General features: G+C 72.7%; 15 protein-coding genes and 1 rRNA gene. 8 read left to right on the top strand and 8 right to left on the bottom strand.

Features of this window, described 5'->3' with window-relative positions; genetic code table 11:
• Window positions 1-24 precede the first annotated feature (24 nt).
• On the bottom strand, window positions 25-471 hold the full coding sequence (locus ACZ4VT_RS19400) for a hypothetical protein (RefSeq protein WP_467951165.1): 447 nt from the start codon (window positions 469-471) through the stop codon (window positions 25-27).
• Between the two features lie 386 nt (window positions 472-857).
• On the opposite strand from ACZ4VT_RS19400, the gene ACZ4VT_RS19395 reads away from it, so the two are divergent.
• The 4 genes from ACZ4VT_RS19395 to ACZ4VT_RS19380 are packed head-to-tail and all read left to right on the top strand — an operon-like array spanning window position 858 to window position 5,223.
• Window positions 858-3,689, top strand: a complete 2,832-nt coding sequence (locus ACZ4VT_RS19395; protein ID WP_467951161.1) for a sensor histidine kinase — start codon at window positions 858-860, stop codon at window positions 3,687-3,689.
• Window positions 3,686-4,123, top strand: a complete 438-nt coding sequence (locus tag ACZ4VT_RS19390) for a roadblock/LC7 domain-containing protein (protein WP_030016314.1) — start codon at window positions 3,686-3,688, stop codon at window positions 4,121-4,123. The genes ACZ4VT_RS19395 and ACZ4VT_RS19390 overlap by 4 nt, the downstream gene beginning before the upstream one ends.
• A 10-nt stretch (window positions 4,124-4,133) precedes the next feature.
• Window positions 4,134-4,616 carry a DUF742 domain-containing protein gene (locus ACZ4VT_RS19385; RefSeq protein WP_467951159.1) on the top strand — a complete coding sequence of 161 codons (483 nt, stop codon included), beginning with the start codon at window positions 4,134-4,136 and terminating at the stop codon, window positions 4,614-4,616.
• Window positions 4,597-5,223 (top strand): GTP-binding protein, encoded by a 627-nt coding sequence (locus ACZ4VT_RS19380; RefSeq protein WP_030706636.1) that lies wholly within the window; start codon window positions 4,597-4,599, stop codon window positions 5,221-5,223. The genes ACZ4VT_RS19385 and ACZ4VT_RS19380 overlap by 20 nt, the downstream gene beginning before the upstream one ends.
• 219 nt (window positions 5,224-5,442) lie before the next feature.
• Here ACZ4VT_RS19380 and ACZ4VT_RS19375 read toward each other — a convergent pair whose 3' ends face one another.
• Genes ACZ4VT_RS19375 through ACZ4VT_RS19360 form a run of 4 tightly spaced genes read right to left on the bottom strand, consistent with a single transcriptional unit; the run spans window position 5,443 to window position 8,191 of the window.
• A complete protein-coding gene (locus tag ACZ4VT_RS19375; protein ID WP_467951156.1) occupies window positions 5,443-6,636 on the bottom strand; it encodes a lipid-transfer protein in 1,194 nt (397 codons plus the stop codon).
• Window positions 6,633-7,088: a Zn-ribbon domain-containing OB-fold protein gene (locus tag ACZ4VT_RS19370; protein WP_467951154.1), complete on the bottom strand. Its 456-nt coding sequence runs from the start codon at window positions 7,086-7,088 to the stop codon at window positions 6,633-6,635. Before ACZ4VT_RS19370 ends, ACZ4VT_RS19375 begins: the two co-directional genes overlap by 4 nt.
• 31 nt (window positions 7,089-7,119) lie before the next feature.
• Window positions 7,120-7,488: an Mpo1-like protein gene (locus ACZ4VT_RS19365; protein WP_467951151.1), complete on the bottom strand. Its 369-nt coding sequence runs from the start codon at window positions 7,486-7,488 to the stop codon at window positions 7,120-7,122.
• 13 nt (window positions 7,489-7,501) lie between these two features.
• Window positions 7,502-8,191, bottom strand: coding sequence for a M15 family metallopeptidase (locus ACZ4VT_RS19360; RefSeq protein WP_467951149.1), 690 nt, complete (start codon window positions 8,189-8,191; stop codon window positions 7,502-7,504).
• A 29-nt stretch (window positions 8,192-8,220) separates the two neighbouring features.
• Here ACZ4VT_RS19360 and ACZ4VT_RS19355 point away from each other — a divergent pair, with 29 nt between their 5' ends.
• Entirely contained in the window at window positions 8,221-8,733 is a 513-nt protein-coding gene (locus ACZ4VT_RS19355) for an NUDIX domain-containing protein (RefSeq protein WP_467951147.1), read from the top strand.
• 216 nt (window positions 8,734-8,949) lie between these two features.
• On the opposite strand, the gene ACZ4VT_RS19350 is transcribed toward ACZ4VT_RS19355, so the two are convergent.
• Complete coding sequence (locus tag ACZ4VT_RS19350; protein ID WP_467951145.1) at window positions 8,950-11,412, bottom strand: glycoside hydrolase family 31 protein; 2,463 nt, start codon at window positions 11,410-11,412, stop codon at window positions 8,950-8,952.
• A 244-nt stretch (window positions 11,413-11,656) separates the two neighbouring features.
• On the opposite strand from ACZ4VT_RS19350, the gene ACZ4VT_RS19345 reads away from it, so the two are divergent.
• Window positions 11,657-13,642: an acetoacetate--CoA ligase gene (locus tag ACZ4VT_RS19345; protein WP_467951143.1), complete on the top strand. Its 1,986-nt coding sequence runs from the start codon at window positions 11,657-11,659 to the stop codon at window positions 13,640-13,642.
• Window positions 13,643-13,711: 69 nt separating this feature from the next.
• Entirely contained in the window at window positions 13,712-14,617 is a 906-nt protein-coding gene (locus ACZ4VT_RS19340; RefSeq protein WP_467951141.1) for a hypothetical protein, read from the top strand.
• 60 nt (window positions 14,618-14,677) lie between these two features.
• On the opposite strand, the gene ptsP is transcribed toward ACZ4VT_RS19340, so the two are convergent.
• Both ptsP and ACZ4VT_RS19330 read right to left on the bottom strand, forming a co-directional pair.
• Window positions 14,678-16,348, bottom strand: a complete 1,671-nt coding sequence (gene ptsP / locus ACZ4VT_RS19335) for a phosphoenolpyruvate--protein phosphotransferase (protein ID WP_467951139.1) — start codon at window positions 16,346-16,348, stop codon at window positions 14,678-14,680.
• 79 nt (window positions 16,349-16,427) lie between these two features.
• On the bottom strand, window positions 16,428-16,877 hold the full coding sequence (locus ACZ4VT_RS19330) for a PTS sugar transporter subunit IIA (protein ID WP_351298844.1): 450 nt from the start codon (window positions 16,875-16,877) through the stop codon (window positions 16,428-16,430).
• A gap of 754 nt (window positions 16,878-17,631) precedes the next feature.
• Here ACZ4VT_RS19330 and ACZ4VT_RS19325 point away from each other — a divergent pair.
• Window positions 17,632-17,701, top strand: a 16S ribosomal RNA gene (locus ACZ4VT_RS19325); the annotation flags it as partial.

Raw genomic sequence — 17,701 nt, 5'->3', positions numbered from 1 at the left:
CGGCGCCAGGGCCCGGGCCCGCCGTCAGCGCGTGGTGTACGGCCCGGAGGTGGCCAGGGGGCCGTCCTCGCGGGGTATTCGGCCCGGGGCGGCCTCGCGGCTGCGGGCCGTCCTGCGGGCCTCGCGGCTGCGCCGGCGCGCCGTGCTGCTCGGCTCCGAGAGGACCCCGTACCGCTGGTTCCACATCTGCCGGGTGATCAACACGTCCAGTGCGCCCCAGGTGGCCACGATCGTCCCCGCGATCGCGCAGAGCGCCATCGGCAGGGCCAGCCACGACCCGGTCAGGGTCAGGAAGAACGTGATCGTCGCCTGGGTCAGGGTCACGGCCACGATCACCACCGCCCGCACCGCGGACGTCCGCACCGGATCGGGCATCCGGCGCCGGCGGGCCGGTTCCTCCACCCACAGCCCCCGCCCCGCCACCTCCGCGTACGCGCCCGAACCCGCCCCGCCGTCCTCGTCACTGCTCATGGTCCGCTCACTCCCCACGCCGCGGTCCGCCATGCCTACCCACCACGTCTACCCCCGACGCGGCCCTCGAACAGACAGACGTCCGACGCCACCGAGAGATTCCCGAACCGCGGACACCTCCACAGGCCGCTCTGATCGCGGAACAAACAATTCCAGCCATCCATCAGGTTGCAGGAACTGACGCCTCACCAAGTGTCATCTGCCACATATCGGGCGGCACTTGACCGGAAGTGTCGGACAACTGGTGATCTTCCTCCAGGGGTCAGGCCGAAAACGTCCGGACACGCCTTCGAACCCGCTCCGGAGCAGTAGTAGGCTCACGCCGTTTAAATGACGGAACACCGACCCCCGGTAACGGGGTTGACCTGGGGGAGGCTGGGGAGGCCATGCGCTTTCGCGGGAAGTCCATCCGCCGGAAGATCGTGGCGTTGCTCCTTGTGCCGCTCGTCTCCCTGACCGCGCTCTGGGGCTTCGCCACGGCCATCACCGGCCGGGAGGCGCTCCAACTCCTCGACGTGGCCTACGTGATCGACAAGGTCGGCTACCCCATCGAGGACGTCGTCCGCGTCATCCAGAAGGAACGGCGCCAGACCCTCGTCGTCCTCGGCGACCCCCGGGCCGCCACCGCCACCGCCGAACTCACCAAACGCCGCGCCGAAACCGACCAGGCCGTCGAGCAGATCACCGTGAGCGCGCGCGACCCCAAGGTCATCGACGAGCTGAGCTCGCAGAGCTCCCAGCGCCTGCGCTCCATCGTCTCCGCCTTCCAGGGCATCGGCGCCATGCGCCGCTCCGTCGACCAGAACGCCCTGGACCCCACCCAGGCCCTGGAGCTCTACAACCGGCTCGTCGACCCCTGCTACGACTTCCTCATGAACCTCCACGGCCTGGACAACGTGGAGGTCGACAAGGAGGGCCGCGCCCTCGTCGGCATCAGCCGCGCCCGCGAGCTGCTCTCCCGCGAGGACGCCGTCGTCGCCGCCGCCCTCGCCGCGCGCAACGTCACCGCGCCCGACGTGCGCAACGTCTCCGACTTCGCCGCCAACCGCACGCTGCTCTACGAGTTCAACCTCGTGACCCTCCCCGCCGGCGACCGGGAGCGGTTCGAGCTGTACTGGAAGGACGCCCAGAGCAAGCCCCTGCGCGACGCCGAGGAGCGGTTCATCGCGGGCGGCGCCGTCAACAAGCCGCGCAGCGTGACCGCCGCCCAGTGGGACGAGGCCGCCGTCAAGGTCCTCGACGACCTCGCGGCCATGAACACCGCCGCGGGCGACCGCTACCAGGAGCGCATCGAGCCCGTCGCCAGGGACGTCATGGTCCAGGCCGCCGCGGCCGGCATCCTCGGCTTCCTCGCCCTGACCGTGTCCCTGATCCTCTCCGTCCGCATCGGCCGCGACCTGGTCCGCGACCTGTCCCGACTGCGCAAGGAGGCCCACGAGGCCTCCGGCGTGCGGCTGCCCGGCGTGATGCGCCGCCTCGCCGCCGGCGAGCAGGTGGACGTGGAGACCGAGTCGCCCCACCTCGAATACGAGAAGGACGAGGTCGGCCAGGTCGGCCAGGCCCTCAACACCCTCCAGCGCGCCGCCGTCGAGGCCGCCGTCAAGCAGGCCGACCTGCGCCGCGGCGTCTCCGAGGTGTTCGTCAACCTGGCCCGCCGCAACCAGGTGCTGCTGCACCGCCAGCTGACGCTCCTCGACACCATGGAACGCCGCACCGAGGACACCGAGGAACTCGCCGACCTCTTCCGCCTCGACCACATGACCACCCGCATGCGGCGCCACGCCGAAGGCCTGGTGATCCTCTCCGGCGCCGCGCCCTCCCGCCAGTGGCGCAAGCCCGTCCAGCTGATGGACGTCGTACGGGCCGCCGTCGCCGAGGTCGAGGACTACGAGCGCATCGAGGTGCGCCGGCTCACCCGCCTGGGCATCGTCGGCCCCGCCGTCGCCGACATCACCCACCTCATCGCCGAACTCCTCGAGAACGCCACGGTGTTCTCACCGCCGCACACCGCGGTCCAGGTGCACGGCGAGCGCGTGGCGAACGGTTTCACCCTGGAGATCCACGACCGCGGCCTCGGCATGACCCCGGAGGCGCTGCTCGACGCGAACCTCCGGCTCGCCGAGACCCCCGAGTTCGAACTCTCCGACACCGACCGCCTCGGCCTGTTCGTCGTCAGCCGCCTCGCCCAGCGCCACAGCGTCAAGGTCGTCCTCCAGCCCAGCCCGTACGGGGGCACCACCGCGGTGGTCTTCCTCCCCGTGGCGCTGCTCACCGACGCCCCCGAGACCAACGGCAACGGCGTGCGCCTCGACGGCGCCCGCGGGGCCGCCCCGTCCCTACGGGCCGGCGGTCCCGCGCCGGCCGGCCACACCGGCCGGACCCCGTCCGAGCGGCCCGCGCCGGCCGCGGTGGAGCGCGCCGCTTCCGGCCGCCCGCTGCCGGCCGCCGAACTGCGCGGCCCGGTCGAGCTGGAGGCCCCGCTCGTGGGCCGCGGCCTGGACCCGCTGGACGGCCTCGACGACCCCGCGGCCCTGGACGGCACCACCGCCGGCGTCCCCGGCCGCCCCGGCGCCCCCGGTCGCCCCGTCATGGCCACCCTCGACGACGAGACCCCGCCGAACGGCACCCCCCGCAGCGCCCTGCTGGGCCTGAGCCCGGCCGACCGCCCGCACACGGACCGGCACACCGAACGCGGCGGCGCCCGCAAGGGCGACCGCGACCGCGAATCGCTCGCCCCCACCGGCCCCGTCCGGCTGGAGACCCAGCGCGTGGAGGCCTCGCGATCCGACGGCCCCCGCTCGGCGGGAGCCGTGCCGCTGCCGCGCCGCCGCCCCGCGCCGACCCTGGTCGCCGAGCACGGCCGCCGGGTGGAGCGTCCGGTGTCGATGATCACGCAGCCCACCTCCGCCTCCGCCTCCGCGGCCGGATCCGGTGACACGGACCCCGCACCCGGCCCGGGTACCGGCGGGCTTCCCCGCCGGGTCCGCCAGGCCAGCCTGGCACCCCAGCTCAAGAAGTCCCCGTCCACCGCACCCGCCGAAGCCGCCACCGACCAGGTGGCCGACCGCGACGCGGAAGACGTACGTACGCGCATGTCCGCCCTCCAGCGTGGCTGGACGGCGGGTCGCAACCAGCACGCACCGCAGCAGTCCGAGACCGAGGCAGGCACCTCCGCCGCCGGCGGTCCAGGATTCGAGAACGAAGGGGACGGTCGATGACCGCACCGCAGACCGGCAACGACACCAGGGGCCGCGGCTCCGGCCCGCTCAACTGGCTCCTCGACGAGCTCGTCGACCGGGTCGGCTCCATCCGCAAGGCGGTGGTCCTCTCCGGCGACGGCCTGCCCACCGGCAGCTCCAAGGACCTGACCCGTGAGGACAGCGAGCACCTGGCGGCCGTGGCCTCCGGATTCCACAGCCTGGCCAAGGGCGTGGGCCGGCACTTCGACTCCGGCCGGGTCCGCCAGACCGTGGTCGAGCTCGACGAGGCCTTCCTCTTCGTCATGGCCGCGGGCGACGGCAGCTGCCTGGCCGTGCTGGCCGACGCCGACTCGGACGTCGGGCAGGTCGCGTACGAGATGACGCTGATGGTCAAGCGAGTGGGCGACCACCTGGCGACCGCCCCGCGCACCGGGCTGCCAGCCGGAGGGTGAGTCGTACGGCATGAGCGATTCAGGCCAGGACCACTCCACCGACACCGACACCGACACCGATACCGACATCCCCGCCGGCTTCGGCTTCGCCGTCGACCCGTCGGCCGACGGCCCCGACCCCGCGCAGTGGTTCGACGACGACGCGGGTCCCGTCGTACGCCCGTACGCCATGACCCGCGGCCGGACCAGCCACGCGGGTCAGCACCGCCTCGACCTGATCGCGCTCGTCGTCGCCGAAGCGGCGGCCGACGATCCGGTCTGGGACATGACCCTCTCCCCGGAACACGCCCACATCCTCGGGCTGTGCCGGGGCGGACCCCAGTCGGTCGCCGAACTCGCCGCCGACCTCGACCTCGCGGTCGGGGTCGTACGCGTCCTGATCGGTGACCTGGTCGATGAGGAACTGGTCCACGTGACCAGGCCGGTACCACCGGCCGAACTGCCCGATGAATCCATTCTGCGTGAGGTGATCGATGGCCTTCGGGCGCTTTAGCCGCACCGGTGCCATGCACGCGGTGTCGCCGGTCGAACCGCTGACCTTGAAGATCCTGGTCGCGGGCGGCTTCGGGGTGGGCAAGACCACCCTGGTCAGTGCGGTGAGTGAGATCAGACCGCTGCGGACCGAGGAACGGCTCTCGGAGCCGGGCGTCGGTGTCGACGACACCGGGGGAGTGGAGGGCAAGAGCACCACCACCGTGGCCATGGACTTCGGGCGCATCACGCTCCGCGAGGACCTGGTGCTGTACCTGTTCGGCACGCCCGGACAGGACCGGTTCTGGTTCCTGTGGGACGAGCTGGCCCAGGGCGCGCTCGGCGCCGTGGTCCTCGCCGACACCCGCCGCCTCGCCGACTGCTTCGCGGCCGTCGACTACTTCGAGCGGCGCGGGATCCCGTTCGTGGTCGCGGTCAACTGCTTCGACGGCGCCGACCGGCACCCCGTGGTGACCGTACGGACGGCGCTCGATCTCGACCCCGGGGTACCGGTGCTGCTGTGCGATGCACGCGACCGGGAGTCCGTCAAGGACGTGCTGGTGGGGGTCGTGGAACACGCGATGTCCCTGGCGCGCGAGCGGCGCCGGAGCCTCTCGGCGGGGGCCTGACGGGCGGCCCGTACGAGGAGCGCGCGCGGCGCCCGTACGAGGGGCCGGGAGCGGCGCCCGTACGACGGGCCCGGCATGGAGGCGACCCGTACCCCCGCCGACTGGGGTACGGGCCGCAGCTCTCACGGGGGGTTCGGGGTCCCGGTCGCGGCGCGGGACTGTGGAGCGAGTGTGAACCTGCCGCAGGGGGCCGTCAAGCGTTCGGACAACACGAGCTGTTCAGCGCACGGCGACGACGGCCGACCCGTGCCCGAACAGCCCCTGATTGGCCGTGATCCCGGCCCTCGCCCCCGGCACCTGACGGTCCCCGGCCGTCCCGCGCAACTGCCACGTCAGCTCGCACACCTGCGCGATGGCCTGCGCCGGCACCGCCTCCCCGAAGGAGGCCAGCCCGCCACTGGTGTTGACCGGTATCCGGCCGCCCAGCGCGGTCGCCCCCTCCCGGACGAGCTTCGCCCCCTCGCCCTCCGCGCACAGCCCGATGTCCTCGTACCACTCCAGTTCGAGGGCGGTGGACAGGTCGTACACCTCGGCGAGCGACAGCTCGTCCGGCCCGAGTCCCGCCTCCTCGTACGCGGCGCGCGCGATCGAGGACCGGAAGGAGCCGGCCGCCGGGTCCACGGCCACCGCCGAGTCGGTGGCGATGTCCGGCAGGTCCAGCACCGTCCGCGGATACGTCGGCGTCACCGTGGACACCGCCCGGATCCGCACCGGATCGGCCACCCCGCGCGAGCGTGCGAAGTCCATGCTGCTCAGCACCAGCGCCGCACCCCCGTCGGAGGTGGCGCAGATGTCGAGCAGCCGGAGCGGATCGGCGACCACCGCCGAGGCCGCGACCTCCTCGGCGCTCACGCTCTTGCGGTAGCGGGCGTACGGGTTGAGCGCCCCGGCCGCCGCGTTCTTCACCTTGACCCGGGCGAAGTCCTCCGGAGTGTCCCCGTGGACGGCCATCCGGCGCCGGGCGTACAGCGCGAAGTACGCCGGATTCGTGGCTCCCAGCACGCGGAACCGCAGCCAGTCCGGATCGTCCGGCCGATCGCCGCCCGCCGGGGCGAAGAACCCCTTGGGCGCCGCGTCCGCACCCACCACGAGGACCACGTCGGCCAGGCCCGCCAGGATCTGCGCGCGGGCCGCGCCGATCGCCTGCGCCCCGGAGGCGCAGGCCGCGTACACGCTGGTCACCCGCGCGCCCTGCCAGCCCAGCGCCTGCGCGAAGGTCGCACCGGCCACGTAGCCCGGATATCCGGAGCGCACGGTGTCGGCGCCGACGATCGACCGCACGTCCGTCCAGTCCAGTCCGGCGTCCGCGAGCGCAGCCCGTGCGGCGGTCCGGCCGTACTCGACGAAGCTGCGGCCCCATTTGCCCCAGGGGTGCATGCCCGCCCCGAGGACGGCGATGTCGGCGACGCTCATGCCACCCCTCCCACCGGCTTGAACCGCCAGGTGGTCCAGACGGTGCCGGCGTCCTCGTTCAGTACGCCGCCCACCACCTCGACCTCCGTCCCGACCGCCAGATCGGCGACCCCCACCCCGGGAGCCGCCTGCCCCAGCACGACCATCCCCTCGGCCTCCAGCTCCACCGCGACCAGTGTGTACGGCTCCCAGGGCGCGTCCGGGTCGGACACGTACGGCGCGGGCGGCCGGTAGCGCCCGTCGGTGCAGGACCAGACCCGGCCCCGCGGGGACAGCGGCACCTCGGCGAGCCCGCCGCCGCCCGGACAGTGCGGATTGCGGCAGTACGCGTCCTCGCGCGGGAAGAACACCGCGGTGCAGGCCGAGCACCGGGTGCCGAGCAGCCGGAAGCCGCCGTCCGGACCGTCCTCGGTGAACCACCCGTGCACGACGGGTGTACGTGTGCGTGCCAAGTCCCCTCCCAAGCCAGATTCTGACGGATCGTCAGAAGTCTGTCACGGGCGGACACCCCTGGCACGGGTTCTCGGCGAGCCACTTCCGGGCGATCTCGCCCAGCTCCGCGTCCCGCCCGGCCAGCATCATCCGGATCATCTGCGCGTCCCCGCGCAGCGACCACCCCGGATTGCCGAAGGTGGCCGGGTTGTTCCCCTCGATCAGGAAGTGCGCCGGCCAGGCGGTCCCGTACCCGATCAGGGGCAGCGCGGCGAGGTAGCGCCTGCGGCCGCGCGCCAGCCCGTAGGCGGTCACGGCCAGACCGGTGAGCGTGCCGGTGAGGTGGATCCAGCGGGTGGCGGCCCGGGAGTGCATCGCGACGTAGTACGGCCAGAATTCCTTGTACGAGCTGAAAGTCATGCGGGCACGGTACTCACGGCCGGACGGCGGCGACAGAGACGGGGAAATCGAAATACGTGTCCGGATACGCCTCCGGCTTGTACGTGAAGTGCCACCACTCCTCGGGAAGGTTCACGAACCCATGCTCGGCCAGCGCCCCCCTCAGCAACCGCCGGTTGGCGCGGGCGGCGCCCGTGATCCGCGGGTCGTCGGTGTGCGAGAGCGGATCGAAGAAGTCGAAGGGCGTCCCCATGCCGACCTCCCTGCCCGAGAGTTCCTCCAGGGTCACGTCGAGGGTGCTCCCGCGGCTGTGCCCGGACTTCGCCGCGATGTACCCCTCCGGAATCAGCCGGCTCCGGTCCACGTGCGGGTAGAACTCCGCCTTCCGTGCCCGGTCCTCCGGGCCGTCCGCCTCCCGCGCCCACCGCACGAACCGGTCCACCGCGCGCTGCGGCCGGTAGCAGTCGTACACCCGCAGCGCGTAGCCGCGCCGCAGCAGCCCCCGCTGCGCCCGCCGCAGCGCCTCGGCGGCGGGCCGGGCCAGCAGGCACGCCGGCTCCTCGTACCCGTCCACCACCCCGCCGGTGAAATTCCGCGCACCGGCGTACCGCATGTCCTGCCGGACACTCGGATCCACCTCGCGCAGCGCCACGAACCCGGGCCCGGGACCGGCGGGCACCGCCCCGCCGGCCAGCACCGCGAGCACACCCACAACAGCCGTCATCCGCATATCCCTTGGCATACCATCGCCGGATGCCGGCACAGCTGAAGGACTCGCACTGCTCCACCTGCGGAGCGCCGTACTCCACCCACGAGTGGCCCCGCTCCTGCACCGCCTGCGGGGCGACCGCCTACCGCAACCCGCTCCCGGTGGCCGTCACCCTCCTGCCCGTCGAGGACGTTGACGGCACCGGCCTCGTGGTCATCACCCGCACCATCGAACCGGCCCTCGGCGGCATCGCCCTGCCCGGCGGCTTCATCGACTTCGGCGAGGACTGGCGCGACGCCGTCGTCCGCGAACTCCGCGAGGAGACCGGCATCACGGCCCCGGCCTCCGAGGTCACCCTGGCCGACGCCCTGAGCTCCCCGGCGGGCCACCTCCTCCTCTTCGGCCTCCTCCCGCCCCGCCCGGCCGCCGACCTCCCCGCCTCGAAGCCGACGGACGAGACCACGGGCTGGCACATCCTCCGATCCCCATCCCCCCTGGCCTTCCCCCTCCACACCCAGGCAGCCGCCGCCTGGTTCGCGGGCACATACACCTCGTAGCACCCTCTCCAGCCTCGCCGGCGTTTGAGGCGCGGGGCCGGGGGCGGAGCCCCGATCCTGAACCGGCACCCGCCGGTCTCGTCCCGGCCACCATCCCGGCCCCGCCGGGCGACGGTTCAGCCTCGCCGGCGTCTGAGGCGCGGGGTCCGGGCCGTAGCCCCGATCCTGAACCGGCACCGGCCCACCCGCACCCGCCCCCTGACCCCGGCCACCGCCCTACAGCCCCCGCACCGTGACCCCCTCGACGGAGTCGCCCCCCTCCGTCTCCACCACCACCTCGTCCCCCGCCCACCGCACGGTGTACCGCTCGACCGAACCCGCCCCGAACCCCGGCCCCGGGTCCCGGATCACCACCCCGCCACCCGTACGCCCCCGCGCCGGCGCCCAGGCCTCCAGTTCCAGCCCGCCACTCCCCGCGGAGCGAACCGGCAACAGGGACCCCGCCCGCGCCAGCACCGGTATCCGCCCCTGCGGGGCGTCCAGCAGGATCTGGCCCGGCCCCTCGTACGCCGCCCCGGTGGCGGTGTCGTACCACCGGCCCCGTGGCAGCCGTACCGCCCGCCGGTCCGCCCCGCACTCCAGCACCGGGGCGACCAGCAGCGCGTCGCCCAGCAGGAACGAGTCCTCGCAGTCCCGCAGCCGCCGGTCCTCCGTCGCCCCCCACCACAGCGGCCGCACGTACGGGGCACCCGTCCGCCGCGCCAGGTGCGCCAGCGTCACGAAGTACGGCCGCAGCCGCTCCCGCTCCGCCATCACCTCCGCCGCCTGCCGCGCCACCTCGGGCCCGAACTCCCACGGCTCCCGCCGTCCCGCCCAGATCGCCGAGTGGGTGCGGAACAGCGGCAGGTACGCCCCCAGTTGCAGCCACCGCACGTACAACTCCGGCGACGGCGACCCGCCGAAACCGCCCACGTCCGGCCCCGAGTACGGCACCCCGCACAGCCCGAGCCCCAACACCAGGGCCAGCGAAGCCCGCAGCCCCTCCCAACTGGTCTCCACATCGCCCGACCAGGTGCCCCCGTACCGCTGCATGCCCGCCCAGCCCGACCGGGAGAACAGGAACGGCCGCTCGGCCGGCCGCAGCCGCACCAGACCCTCCCACCCCGCCCGCGCCATCCCCAGCGCGTACACGTTGTGCCCCTCGCGGTGGTCCCCGCCGGCCCCGTCCATCGCGTGCCGCGCCGACCGCGGCAGCGTGGCGTCCCCGAACGGGGCGAAGGACACCGGCTCGTTCATGTCGTGCCAGAAACCCGCGAAGCCCTGCGCGAGCCGCTCCTCGTACAGCCCGCCCCACCACTCCCGTACCGCCGGATCCGTGAAGTCCGGGTACGCGCACTCGCCCGGCCACACCTCACCGCGCACCTCCTCGCCCCGCGCGTCCCGCACGAAGGCGCCGTCCGCCCCCACCGCGAGCCCCGACACGTGCACCGCGTCCCCCGCCTTCACCGCCGGATCCACGATCGAGACCAGCCGCACCCCCTGCTCCCGCAACTCCGCGGACAGTCCGGGCAGATCGGGGAAGGCCGCCTCGTCCACCGTGAACACCCGGTGCCCGTCGTAATGGTCGATGTCCAGGTGTACGGCCGACAGCGCGAGCCCGCGCGACGCGTACCCCTCGACCACCCGCCGCACCTCCGCCGCGCTCCCGAAGCCCCACCGCGCGTGCTGGTACCCCAGCGCCCACTCCGGCGGCACCGCGGCCGCGCCCGTCAGCCCCGACCAGCCCTGCAGCACCCGCGCCGGCGTCCCCACCAGCACCCAGCACCGCAGCGGCCCGCCCTCCATGCGCAGTTCGCTCGACCCGGGGCGGTCCGCGCCCGAGCCCGCGCCCTCCTCGCCCTCCCGCAGCACCACCCGGCCGTCCCAGGAGTTGTCGTGGAACACCAGGTGCGTGCCCGCGTCCGCGACCACCATCTGCACCGGCATCGTGAGGTACAGCGGATCGACGCCCGGCCCGAAGCCCCCCTTCGGGTCCGTGTTCCACAGCCGGTACGCCCCGTCCCGCAGCCGCGGCCCCGCGGCCCGCCCGCCCAGCCCGAAGAACCGCGCGTCGGCCGCCACCTCACTGCGCTGCACCCACCGCCCCCCGGGCCCCCGGCCCGCCCCGAGCCCGCCGGCCCCGGCCCCGGCCGCATGCGCAGTCGGGTGCGTCCCGCCCGAGGCGGATCCGGCCCCCACCGCAGCGCCCACCGCAGCCTCCCCGGCGAGGGGCACGGGCACCGGTTCCCACCACCGCGGCGGCGCCTCCCGCCGCAGCACCGTCCCGCCCGGGGTGCGCACCTCCACCGCCCCGTGCCGGGACACCGCGACCGTCACCCGCTCCGACACCACCCGCCAGCCGCCCCCGGTGTCCGGCTCCAGCACGGCCCGCGGATCCGGCTCCGGCCCGTCGCCCACCACCGCGTACGAGGGCGTCGGCCCGGCCCCGTCCCAGCCCCAGAACACCGCGCCGCCCGCCGTGACCCGTACCAGCAGCTCCGAGCGCGCGAACCGCAGCACACCCCCGCCCGGGCGGGGCTCCGTACCGGTCAGCAGCCCCGGCACGCGCGCCCGCTCCGCGCCCCGGCGGGGGAGCCCCACCGCGTCCGCACGCCGGTGGCGCCACGCCGCGCGCCAGGCGCGCCGCCCGCGCTCCGAACCGATGTCCTTCACCGCACGTACCAGATCACGACCGTCCATGGAGATCACCCTGCCACCGGCCCCCGGCCGAAGGGGCTGCGTTCAACTGCCGTTCACCCGCGGGGCGACGGCCCGCGACCAGCGGCGGCCCACATACCGCCGACCCCGTGAGCGGCGATGACGACTCTGGTGCGGATGTCGATCACATGGCATCGTCCCTGTGAGCCGTCGCGCGGACACCCACCGGGCGATGGCACCGTACGCACACGAAGCGCGAGCCGCAGACTTGACCGGGAGCCGACCCATGACCTCAGCCACGCAGCCGGAACCCCTCTGGGCGCCGGGCCCCGACCGGATCGCCGCGGCCCGCGTCACCGCCTTCCAGGCCTGGGCCGCGACCCGCTTCGGGGCCCCCGCCGACGGTGGCTACCCCGCCCTGCACCGCTGGTCCGTCGACGAGCTCGACACCTTCTGGCAGGCCGTCGCCGAGTGGTTCGACGTCCGCTTCACCACCCCGTACGAGTCCGTCCTCGCCGACCGCTCCATGCCCGGCGCCCGCTGGTTCACCGGAGCCACCCTCAACTACGCCGAGCACGCCCTGCGCGCCGCCGAGGACCCGGCCCGCGCCGGCGACCCGGCCCTGCTGTACGTGGACGAGACCCACGAGGTCACCCCGGTCGCCTGGGCCGAGCTCCGCCGCCGGGTCGGCTCGCTCGCCGCCGAACTGCGCGCCCTCGGCGTACGCCCCGGCGACCGCGTCAGCGGCTACCTCCCCAACATCCCCGAGGCCACCGTCGCCCTCCTCGCCACCGCCGCCGTCGGCGGCGTCTGGACCTCCTGCGCCCCCGACTTCGGCGCCCGCAGCGTCCTCGACCGCTTCCAGCAGGTCGAGCCGGTCGTCCTGTTCACCGTCGACGGCTACCGCTACGGCGGCAAGGAGCACGACCGCCGCGACACCGTCGCCGAACTCCGCGCCGAGCTCCCCTCCCTGCGTGCCGTCGTCCACATCCCGCTCCTCGGCACGCCCGCCCCCGACGGCGCCCTCGACTGGTCCGCCCTCACCGCCGCCGACGTGGAGCCCGTCTTCGAGGCGGTCCCCTTCGACCACCCCCTCTGGGTCCTCTACTCCTCCGGTACGACGGGCCTGCCCAAGGCCATCGTCCAGTCCCAGGGCGGCATCCTCCTCGAACACCTCAAGCAGCTCGGCCTGCACTGCGACCTCGGCCCCGAGGACCGGTTCTTCTGGTACACCTCCACCGGCTGGATGATGTGGAACTTCCTCGTCTCCGGACTGCTCACCGGTACGACGGTCGTCCTCTACGACGGCAGCCCCGGCTACCCCGACACGGGCGCCCAGTGGCGCATCGCCGAGCGGACGAAGGCCACCCTCTACGGCACCTCCGCCGCCTACGTCATGGCCTGCCGCAAGGCCGAGGTCCACCCGGCGCGCGACTTCGACCTCTCCGCCGTGAAGTGCGTGGCCACCACCGGCTCCCCGCTCCCGCCCGACGGCTTCCGCTGGCTCCACGACGAGTTCGCAGCAGGCACGGAGGACCTCTGGATCGCCTCCGTCAGCGGCGGCACCGACGTCTGCAGCTGCTTCGCCGGCGCGGTCCCCACCCTCCCCGTCCACATCGGCGAGCTCCAGGCCGCCTGCCTCGGCACCGACCTGCAGTCCTGGGACCCGTCCGGCAAGCCCGTCATCGGCGAGGTCGGCGAGCTCGTCGTCACCAACCCCATGCCGTCCATGCCGATCCACTTCTGGAACGACCCCGACGGCAGCCGCTACCGCGACAGCTACTTCGAGATGTTCCCGGGGGTCTGGCGCCACGGGGACTGGATCACGATCACCGACCACGGCTCGGTGATCATCCACGGCCGCTCCGACTCCACCCTCAACCGCCAGGGCGTCCGGATGGGCTCCGCCGACATCTACGAGGCCGTCGAGCGACTCCCCGAGATCAAGGAGTCCCTGGTCATCGGCCTGGAGGAGCCGAACGGCGGCTACTGGATGCCGCTCTTCGTCCACCTCGCCCCCGGCGCCACCCTCGACGACGACCTGCGTGCCCGGATCAAGGCGACGATCCGCGAGGAACTCTCCCCGCGCCACGTCCCCGACGAGATCATCGAGGTCCCGGGCATCCCGCACACCCTCACGGGCAAGCGCATCGAGGTCCCGGTCAAGCGGCTCCTGCAGGGCGCCCCCCTGGCCAAGGCGGTCAACCCGGGCTCCGTGGACAACCTCGAACTCCTCCACTTCTACGAGGAGCTGGCCCGCACCCGCGGCTGAGGAAGCCGTCACTGTCAGTGGCGGTGATTACTCTGAGTGAGCAGAAGATCGCATCACTCAGGGGGAGCCATGCCACCGCGCAAGAACGACCACGACACGGACAGGCGCCGCACGCTGCGCCGCGAAGTCCCCAGCACCCTCGGCCTGCTGGCCGACGCCGGGGACTTCGCGGCCATGTGCGGCTACCGCAGCTTCACCTTCGACCACCCCGCCGACTACGCCGAGTACCTCCGCCACGTCGACGGCCTGCTCCGGTCCCTCGCGGCCCGCGGCATCCACACCACCGTCGCCCTCTTCGACCCCGACGCGTACGCCGAGTACTGCGGGGAACACCACCTCGATCCCGACACCGCCGAGACCCGTACCCGCTTCACCGCGGAACTGGCCGGCGGCAGCGCCGTCCTGCCCTACACCGGTCAGCCCGTCGACGAGATCGTCCCGCTCCTCGTCGACGAGGCGGTCCGCCAGGCCACCTGGGAGTACGCCACCACCCTCCTCGCCGGAATCGGCCGCTGCGCGGACTGCGGCGAGGACATCGGCCACGCCTCCTTCGACCGCGCCACCGACGCGCTCAAACGCCTCCTGGCCGGCGCCGGACCGGGCCACCACCACTTCGTCTGCAGCATCCCGACCGAGGCGGAACAGCTCGTCGCCGTCCTCCACGCCGACACCACCGGAGATCCGGACACCCCACCGCGCATCGAGGCCCGCGAAGGCCTCGACTTCGTGACGGTCCTCGCCGCCGGGCTCGCCCAGGGCGGACCCGGGGGACTGGTGGTGCGGAGCACCACCGAAGGCCACCGTGACCGGGTCCACGGCTGGCGCCTGGACCGCGGCCGCCTCACCGCGCTCTCGGCCGCGGCCGTCTTCAACGCCTACTGCACCGACGCCGACACGGGGGAGCCCGTCGCCCCGGAATCCGGGGTCGAATACTGCCCCGGCTACGAGGTCGACGCCCCCGGCCCGCACCACTGAACGACCGAGGGGCCCTCGCCACCGGCGAAGGCCCCTCGATCCACACCACACCGCGTCCGGCTACTCGCCGGAGAGCACCGCCTGCGCGGCCACGCGCGCCTCCTCGGCGCTGTCCGCCGCACGGGCGGCCGCCGCGGCACGCTCGCACTGGGCGAGCGTGTACTTGGCGAGCGTCGCCCGCACATAGGGAATCGACGCGGCACCCATCGACAGGGAGGTGACACCCAGACCCGTCAGCACACAGGCCAGCAGCGGGTCCGAAGCGGCCTCACCACACACACCGCAGCTCTTGCCCTCGGCCCTGGCGGCCTCGGCCGACATGGAGATGAGGTCGAGCAGCGCCGGCTGCCACGGGTCCTGCAGCCGCGACACCGCGCCGACCTGCCGGTCGGCGGCGAAGGCGTACTGGGCGAGGTCGTTCGTGCCCAGCGACAGGAACTCGACCTCCTGCAGGATCGAGCGCGCCCGGAGCGCGGCGGAGGGGATCTCCACCATCGCGCCGAACTTCGCCTTGAGGCCCGCCTCACGGCAGGCGTCCGCGAAGGCCTTGGCATCGGTGCGGTCGGCGACCATCGGGGCCATGACCTCGAGGTAGACCGGCAGCCCCTCGGCCGCCTTGGCCAGCGCGGTGAGCTGCGTCCGGAGCACGTCCGGGTGGTCCAGCAGCGAGCGCAGCCCGCGGACGCCCAGCGCCGGGTTCGGCTCGTCGGCCGGGGTCAGGAAGTCCAGCGGCTTGTCGGCGCCGGCGTCCAGCACCCGCACCACGACACGGCCCTCGGGAAACGCCTCGAGCACCTTGCGGTAGGACTCGATCTGCTTCTCCTCGGACGGGGCCTTCCTGCTGTCGTCCAGGAAGAGGAACTCGGTGCGGAACAGGCCCACACCCTCGGCCCCCGCCTCGACGGCCGCCGGCACGTCGGCGGGACCGCCGACATTGGCCAGCAGCGGCACCTTGTGACCGTCGGACGTCGCACCCGGACCCGACGAGGCGGCGAGAGCCGCCTTGCGCTCGGCGGCCGCGGCCGCCAGCTCGGCCTTCTTCGCGGTGGTGGGCTCGACGAACAGATCACCGGTGCTGCCGTCGACGGCGATCACCGTGCCCTCGGCGATCTCACCGGCACCCGGCAGCGCCACGATCGCCGGCACGCCCAGCGCCCGCGCGAGGATCGCGCTGTGACTGGTCGGTCCGCCCTCCTCGGTCACGAAACCGAGGACGAGCGCCGGGTCCAGCAGTGCCGTGTCGGCGGGAGCCAGGTCCCGCGCGATCAGCACGTACGGCTCGTCACTGTCCGGCACACCCGGCATCGGCACACCGAGCAGCCGCGCCACGATGCGGTTCCGTACGTCGTCCAGGTCGGCCACCCGGCCGGCCATGTACTCGCCGGCCCCCGCGAGCAGATCGCGGTAGGAGGCGAAGGCGTCGTACACGCCCCGCTCGGCGGTGCTGCCGACGGCGATCCGCCGGTCGACGTCCGCCATCAGCTCGGGGTCCTCGGCGATCATCGCCTGGGCCTCGAGCACGTGCTGGGCCTCGCCACCGGCCAGCTGGCCACGCGCGATCAGATCGGCCGCCACGGCACTCACCGCCTGACGGGCGCGCCCCTGCTCGCGCTCCGCCTCGTCCGCGGTGATCTGCTTGGCCGGCGGCTCGAGAACCGCCGTGCCCATGTGCCGCACCTCGCCGATCGCCACACCGTGGCTCACGCCGACGCCTCGCAGCGTTGTCTCCATTTCACCCGTCTCCGGTCGAGCGGCGGGCCGAGCCGCCGCGGTGGATGTCCGACTCACTCGCCCGTTACGGGCGGAAGCGTCACTGCCAGCTGAAGAGAGCGTCGTCAGCCTTCACATCGCCGGAGTCGACGACGTCGGAGAGGGATTCGGCCGTCGCCTCGAGCGCCACGACGGGACAGATGGGCGACTTGCCGGCGGCCTCGACGGCAGCGGGGTTCCAGCGGATGACGGCCTGGCCGCGGGTCACGGTGTCGCCCTTGTTCACGAGCAGCTCGAAGCCCTCGCCGTTGAGCTGAACCGTGTCGATCCCGAGGTGCGTGAGTACACCGTGGCCCTCGCTGTCGACTACTACGTACGCGTGCGGGTGCAGGGATACGACCACACCGTCGACGGGGGACACCGCCTCCGAGGGCTCGCGCACGGGATCAATAGCGGTGCCCGGTCCCACCATCGCGCCGGAGAACACCGGATCCGGCACTGCCGCGAGTCCGATGGCGATCCCGGCAAGTGGGGACGTCACGCTGGTCATGGGGGCCTCCCAGGGGTGGGGCTCATCGTGTCGCCGTCACTGCCTGTCGCGAACGGCGTACTCTTCTGAAGGATATGTCACTTGATGTTCGGGTTCGCCCGATGTTGGTCCCGATCCGGGCTGGTCCTTCGGCACGGAGACTAGTGGACTAGACCGGTGGACTAGACCATACGCCTGAATCGATTTGCTTGGGTACCATGGGGCCTGTACTGTCGTGACTCCCGCCAGGACGCCTCGTGTGAACTTCTCGCGAACGGCAGATGGACGGGACTCCTCCTCCTCATCAACGATCTTGATCTCCCTCCTGTCTTTTCGTATGCCTTTTCGGTAATACGGCGAGTGGTCAAGGGGTCGAGAAATCGCTGATAGAGTCGGAATCGCCGAAAAGGGAAAGCGCGAAAGCGCAGGAACTGGAAAGCGCCGAGGAAGTCGGACACGAAAGAGTCTGATAGAGTCGGAAACGCAAGAACACAGCAAGACACAGAACGAAAGCCCGGAGGAAAGCCCCAGCGAATGTAGCTGCGGGTGAGTACAAAGGAAGCGTCCGTTCCTTGAGAACTCAACAGCGTGCCAAAAATCAACGCCAGAAGTTGATACCCCGTCCACTTCGGTGGATGAGGTTCCTTTGAAAAAGACCTGTCGGGCCTTCGGGCGCTGGCAGGCAATTACACAGCGAGGACGCAGTGGTCAGTCGGTCTTATTCCGACATGACTGGCCCGCTCTAAGTGCGTGTGCACCCGATTACGGGTAAACATTCATGGAGAGTTTGATCCTGGCTCAGGACGAACGCTGGCGGCGTGCTTAACACATGCAAGTCGAACGAT

Source organism: Streptomyces sp. NPDC029164 (assembly GCF_055563995.1).
The sequence above is the reverse complement of the archived record's forward strand: the minus strand, read 5'-3'. Positions and strand labels throughout refer to the sequence as shown.

Bases quoted from the DNA above. Each gene is read 5' to 3' on its own strand.
- ACZ4VT_RS19400 (WP_467951165.1), bottom strand. From the start codon at position 471: ATGAGCAGTGACGAGGACGGCGGGGCGGGTTCGGGCGCGTACGCGGAG.
- ACZ4VT_RS19395 (WP_467951161.1), top strand. From the start codon at position 858: ATGCGCTTTCGCGGGAAGTCCATCCGCCGGAAGATCGTGGCGTTGCTC.
- ACZ4VT_RS19390 (WP_030016314.1), top strand. From the start codon at position 3,686: ATGACCGCACCGCAGACCGGCAACGACACCAGGGGCCGCGGCTCCGGC.
- ACZ4VT_RS19385 (WP_467951159.1), top strand. From the start codon at position 4,134: ATGAGCGATTCAGGCCAGGACCACTCCACCGACACCGACACCGACACC.
- ACZ4VT_RS19380 (WP_030706636.1), top strand. From the start codon at position 4,597: ATGGCCTTCGGGCGCTTTAGCCGCACCGGTGCCATGCACGCGGTGTCG.
- ACZ4VT_RS19375 (WP_467951156.1), bottom strand. From the start codon at position 6,636: ATGAGCGTCGCCGACATCGCCGTCCTCGGGGCGGGCATGCACCCCTGG.
- ACZ4VT_RS19365 (WP_467951151.1), bottom strand. From the start codon at position 7,488: ATGACTTTCAGCTCGTACAAGGAATTCTGGCCGTACTACGTCGCGATG.
- ACZ4VT_RS19360 (WP_467951149.1), bottom strand. From the start codon at position 8,191: ATGACGGCTGTTGTGGGTGTGCTCGCGGTGCTGGCCGGCGGGGCGGTG.
- ACZ4VT_RS19355 (WP_467951147.1), top strand. From the start codon at position 8,221: ATGCCGGCACAGCTGAAGGACTCGCACTGCTCCACCTGCGGAGCGCCG.
- ACZ4VT_RS19350 (WP_467951145.1), bottom strand. From the start codon at position 11,412: ATGGACGGTCGTGATCTGGTACGTGCGGTGAAGGACATCGGTTCGGAG.
- ACZ4VT_RS19345 (WP_467951143.1), top strand. From the start codon at position 11,657: ATGACCTCAGCCACGCAGCCGGAACCCCTCTGGGCGCCGGGCCCCGAC.
- ACZ4VT_RS19340 (WP_467951141.1), top strand. From the start codon at position 13,712: ATGCCACCGCGCAAGAACGACCACGACACGGACAGGCGCCGCACGCTG.
- ptsP (WP_467951139.1), bottom strand. From the start codon at position 16,348: ATGGAGACAACGCTGCGAGGCGTCGGCGTGAGCCACGGTGTGGCGATC.
- ACZ4VT_RS19330 (WP_351298844.1), bottom strand. From the start codon at position 16,877: ATGACCAGCGTGACGTCCCCACTTGCCGGGATCGCCATCGGACTCGCG.